The organism is Azospirillum sp. B506 (assembly GCF_000333595.1).
Classification (GTDB): Bacteria; Pseudomonadota; Alphaproteobacteria; order Azospirillales; family Azospirillaceae; genus Azospirillum.
Map to the genome: position 1 here is coordinate 1 of NZ_BADK01000396.1, position 5,371 is coordinate 5,371.

At 69.1% G+C, this 5,371-nt stretch carries 5 protein-coding genes; all 5 read left to right on the forward strand.

Features of this window, described 5'->3' with window-relative positions; all coding sequences use genetic code 11:
* Positions 1 to 1,016 (forward strand): histidinol dehydrogenase (gene hisD, locus I71_RS12195; protein ID WP_042695127.1); only part of this gene is annotated, 1,016 nt, incomplete at its 5' end.
* A gap of 36 nt (positions 1,017 to 1,052) precedes the next feature.
* Entirely contained in the window at positions 1,053 to 1,535 is a 483-nt protein-coding gene (locus I71_RS12200) for a UPF0262 family protein (protein WP_042695128.1), read from the forward strand.
* Positions 1,536 to 1,546: 11 nt separating this feature from the next.
* Positions 1,547 to 2,020, forward strand: a complete 474-nt coding sequence (locus I71_RS12205; protein ID WP_042695129.1) for a low molecular weight phosphatase family protein — start codon at positions 1,547 to 1,549, stop codon at positions 2,018 to 2,020.
* 426 nt (positions 2,021 to 2,446) lie between these two features.
* Entirely contained in the window at positions 2,447 to 4,804 is a 2,358-nt protein-coding gene (locus tag I71_RS12210) for a hybrid sensor histidine kinase/response regulator (RefSeq protein WP_042695130.1), read from the forward strand.
* Between the two features lie 112 nt (positions 4,805 to 4,916).
* Positions 4,917 to 5,321: a hypothetical protein gene (locus I71_RS12215; RefSeq protein WP_042695131.1), complete on the forward strand. Its 405-nt coding sequence runs from the start codon at positions 4,917 to 4,919 to the stop codon at positions 5,319 to 5,321.
* Positions 5,322 to 5,371 lie beyond the last annotated feature (50 nt).

Below are 5,371 nucleotides of genomic sequence, written 5' to 3' on the forward strand. Positions count from 1 at the left end.
ATTTCCACCGCCGCCAGATCCCGGAGGTCACCGATTACCGCGACGCCGCCGGCGTGCGGCTGGGCGCCCGCTGGACGCCGGTCGGCGCCGTCGGCCTCTATGTGCCGGGCGGCACCGCCTCCTACCCGTCGTCGGTGCTGATGAACGCCCTGCCGGCCAAGGTCGCCGGTGTGGAGCGCGTCGTCATGGTGGTGCCGACGCCGGACGGGGCGATCAACCCGCTGGTGCTGGCCGCCGCCAAGCGCTGCGGCATCGACGAGATCTACCGCATCGGCGGCGCCCAGGCGGTCGCGGCGCTGGCCCACGGCACGGCGACGATCCGGCCGGTCGACAAGATCGTCGGCCCCGGCAACGCCTTCGTCGCCGCCGCCAAGCGCCAGGTCTACGGCCTCGTCGGCATCGACAGCATCGCCGGCCCATCGGAGATCCTGGTGGTGGCCGACGGCCGGAACGATCCGGCCTGGATCGCCATGGACCTGCTGTCGCAGGCCGAGCACGACACGTCCGCCCAGTCGATCCTGATCACCGACGATGCGGCCTTCGCCGACGCGGTGGCGGCGGCGGTGGAGACGCATCTGGCGACACTGCCGCGCACGGCGATTGCCGGGGAGAGCTGGCGCGAGCATGGCGCCATCGTCCTGGTCGGCGATCTGATGGCCGACGCGCCGGCCCTGGTCGACCGGCTGGCGCCCGAGCATCTGGAACTGGCGGTGGCGGATCCGGACGCGCTGGCGACGCGGATCCGCAATGCCGGCGCCATCTTCCTCGGCCGCTACACGCCGGAGGCCATCGGCGATTACGTCGCAGGTCCCAACCATGTGCTGCCGACGGCGCGCAGCGCCCGCTTCTCCTCCGGCCTCAACGTGCTGGATTTCATGAAGCGGACGACCTTCGTCGCCTGCGACGCCGACAGCCTGCGGGCCATCGGCCCGGCGGCGGTGACGCTGGCGATGGCGGAGGGGCTGGAAGCGCATGCCCGCTCGGTCGCGCAGCGGCTGCCGGGCTATATGGACTAAGGCCAGCAAAAGCCAGGACCACGGGGGAGGCGGGGCGTGACGACCAAAAGCAAGCGGCGCATCACCCATGTGACGCTCGACGAGCGGAGTGTCGTCCGCCACAAGCCGGAGGTCGAGCATGAGCGCGCCGTCGCCATCTTCGACCTGCTGGAGGACAACGAGTTCTGCCCCTGCGAGTTCGCGGAGGACGGGCCGTACCACCTGCATCTGTCGATCGAGGACAACCGGCTGGTCTTCGACGTCCGGCGCGAGGACGGCAGCGAACTCGACCGGCTGATGCTGCCGATCACCGGCTTCCGCTCCATCGTCCGCGACTATTTCCTGATCTGCGAGAGCTATTACGCCGCCATCAAGCGGTCGACGCCTTCGCAGATCGAAGCCATCGACATGGGCCGCCGCGGCCTGCACAACGAGGGGTCCGAGATGCTGCGCGAACGGCTGTCCGGCAAGGTGGAAATGGACCTGCAGACCGCGCGCCGGCTGTTCACGCTGATCTGCGTCCTGCACATTCGCGGCTGAGCGGGCGACGCATGGCCATGGCGGCGCCCTCGGTCCTCACCCCCCTGCCGGTCACGAGCGTTCTGTTCGCCTGCACCTACAACATGATCCGTTCGCCGATGGCGGCGGCGATGATGCGCCATTACCACGGCGCCCGTGTCTATGTGGATTCGGTCGGCGTCCGCGAGGGCGACGAGGTCGATCCCTTCGCCGTCGCGGTGATGGAGGAGGTCGGCATCGACATCTCCAGGCACCGCTGCCGCACCTTCGAGGATCTGGAAGACACCAATTTCGACCTGATCGTCTCGCTGTCGCCGGAGGCGCAGCACCGCGCCATCGAAATGACACGCACGATGGCCTGCGACGTGGAGTTCTGGAACACCTTCGACCCCACCCTGATCGACGGCACCCGCGACGCCATGCTGGAGGCCTACAGACAGGTCCGCGACGGCCTGCTGGCCAAGGTGAAGCAGCGCTTTCCGCTGTCCCGCGGTCCGACCGTCTGACCGCTTGGCGGCCTGGTGGTCAACGCGGCATCGGTGCCGACCGCCGTTCCGCCTTGTGCCGGTGCAGCGGGGACCAGCCCCGCCGGCACGATCCCATGCTCGCTTTCCGTGTGCATGGGCAGGGTTCCTTGACCTGGGGTCGGCGCAATGCCCGATCCATCCCCAAGTCCCGCACCATCGGCCTTGACGGCCGCCAAATGCCTCCAGATGCTCACCCAAGATCGATGCGGCCCGGTACACGGTCCCGGTACACTGCCCGATACACGGATTGATCGGTTACAAATTTGGCATTTTGCAACTTTTCACCGGGCGTGCTGTTCCCATCGTGTCCCCGCCAGTGCTATTGAGCTGCATCATCGCAACGCGCCACGCGACGCTTTAGGCTCCGGGGCGACGACGAACATCCCCGCGGAGAGCCATCAATCCATGCCCGCCGGTCTGGCTGCTCGCCTGCTCGGGGCCTCCAGCCCGCGCAGCCTGCGTGCCCGCCTGATGGGGATGGTGCTGGCTTCCCTGGCGCTGCCGCTGGTCGGCACGCTCTATCTGGCAGATCAGCAGCTCGACGACCATTTCGATTCCGCGCGCGAGCTGGCCCAGCATCTGGCCGACGACGGGATGGAACGCCAGCACGACCTGATCGGCGAGGCACGCAACCTTCTCGGCGTCCTTTCGCTGGTTCCGGCGATCCGCAACGCCACGCCGGACCGGACCGACGCCTGCGTCGCCACCCTGGCGCCGATGCCGCGCCAGCATCGCTGGACCACCGGCGTCTGGCTGACCGATGTCGACGGCAACCTGATCTGCGACACCACCGGTCCCGGTGCCGGCATCTCGCTGCGGGAGCGGGAGTATTTCCAGCGTGTCCTGGACACCAAAAGCTGGGTGGTCAGCGATTTCATCATTGGCAAGCGCTCGCTGAAGCCGCTGATCATCGTCGCCAGCCCGATCATCGAGGATGGGCGGATCGTCCGCGTGATGGGCGTGGCGGTCGATCTCACCTGGCTGACCGATCTGGTGAAGGTGCTGAAACAGCCGGATGCCCGCGTCATGGTTCTGGACCGCCGCGGCGTGATCGTGGCCCGCCAGCCCGACCCGGAAGGCTGGTTGAACCGCAATGTCAGCCAGATGCCGCATGTCCGGCAGATGCTGACGGAGAAGAACGGCACGCTGGATTCCGAAAGCGCCGATGGCCGCGGCCGGCTGTGGGCCTTCCGCCATTCGGACGAGACCGACACCGTCTTCGCCGTCGGCATGCCGACCGGGCCGATCCTCGCCGAGGCCCGGCGCGACCTGTGGCAGAGCCTGGGCCTGCTGGCCATCGCCGCGCTGGTCAGCGTCGCCGCGATGTGGACTCTGCTGCGCGCCTCGGTCCTGCGCTGGGTGTGGGAGCTGGGCAGTGCCGCGACCCGCATCGGCGACGGCGGCGGCGGCACCATGATCGAGGCCGACCGCGCGCCGCACGAATTCCGCGTGGTGTCCCACGCCTTCAACAACATGTCGCGCCGCCTGAAGCAGCGCGAGCAGGAACTGCGCTCCGCCATGGAGGAGGCACGGGCCGGCAGCCGCGCCAAGGAGGATTTCCTGGCCACCATGAGCCACGAGATCCGGACGCCGATGAACGGCGTGATCGGCTTCGCGGAGATGCTTCTGGAAACCCCGCTGACGGCGGAACAGCGCCGCTACGCATCGCAGGTCCGCGATGCCGGACGGTCACTGCTGACCGTCATCAACGACGTGCTCGACCTGTCGAAGCTGGAGGCGGGACGGCTCGATCTGGTCAGCGTCCCCTTCCGGCTGGACGATCTGGCCGACCGCTGCGTCGCCATCGTCCGTCTGGCCGCGGAGCAGAAGGGGCTGGAGTTGCAGACCGGCATCTCCGCCACCGCCCGCGGCTTCGTCATGGGCGATCCCGACCGGCTGCGCCAGATTCTGCTGAACCTGCTCAGCAACGCGGTGAAATTCACCGACCGCGGTTCGGTCCGGCTGACGGTGAAGGCGGTCGAGGACGGCAGCAAGGGCGGCGGCGCCGGCCGCATCTGCACCTTCACCGTGACCGACACCGGGATCGGCATCGCCCCCGAACGGCAGCGCGACCTGTTCCAGCGCTTCACCCAGCTGGAACGCGGGCGCGGCGGTACCGGGCTGGGGCTGGCGATCTGCCGCCGGCTGGTGGAGCTGATGGGCGGCGAGATCGGCATGGAAAGCAAGCCGGGCAGCGGCAGCACCTTCTGGTTCTCGCTGCCGTTGCAGCCGGCCGGCAGCGCCGCGGTCCAGCCCGACACCACCATCCTGTCCGGCAGCGAGTCCGGCGGCCCCGGCGTCCGCATCCTGCTGGCGGAGGATCTGGCGATGAACCGCGATCTGGCGGTGACCATGCTGACCAAGGCCGGCCATCATGTCGATGCGGTGGAGGATGGCGCCGCCGCGGTTGCCGCGGTGCAGGACCAGGATTACGACCTCGTGCTGATGGACGTGCAGATGCCGGCGATGGACGGGTTGGAGGCCACCCGCCGCATCCGCGCCCTGCCGGGGCCGGCAGGCCGCATCCCCATCCTGGCCCTGACCGCCGGCGTGCTGCAGGTCGAGGTCGAGCGCTGCCTGCAGGCGGGCATGAACGCCCATCTGGCCAAACCGCTGGAAAAGACCAAGCTGCTGGCCGCAATCGGCCGCTGGGCACGGCGCAACGACGACCGACAGCCCGGCGCCCTCGGTCCTGACCGGGACCAAGATCCCGACCAGGGGCTGGACGATCCTCCGCGTCCACAGTTGATCGCACACAGCTGACGAGTCGGTGTTATAGTGCCTGGACCCGTCCGGCCACGCTCACGCCGGTGAAGCGTGAAGGGATGGTGCTTTCTCCCGGCAGGCTCGGCCGGTCTGCAGCGAAGTGTGTGCCATGAAGGTTGCGCAGCCCCCTCTCGCCCCCGTTACGGAGCGCAAACCCGACGCTCCCCCCGCGCTGGCTGACGGCACCGTCGGCGAGGCGTCCTTCCGCGACACGCTGGTCAAGACCACAGGGACCGGCTCCGGAACGCTGCCGGTCGGCCGGCCGGCGAATGGCCGGAAGACTCCACCCGTGCCGACCGCGCCCTTGCCAACCGCCAAGCCACCGGCCCCGATCCTGCTGAGCGACGGCACCCAGGTTCCGCTGCCCGCGGCCAAGCCGGTCACCCCCATCCGCCTTGCCGACGGCACGAACGTGCCGGTTCCCGCCGCCAAGCCGGAAGTGCCGGTCCTGCTGGCATCCGACTCCACGACCGGGGAAACCGCGGTGCCGCGCGCGCCCCTGCCAGGCCGCTGATCGCCTCCTTCAGCGAGGCCCATCCCGGCATCGCCCTCGACGGACGGAAC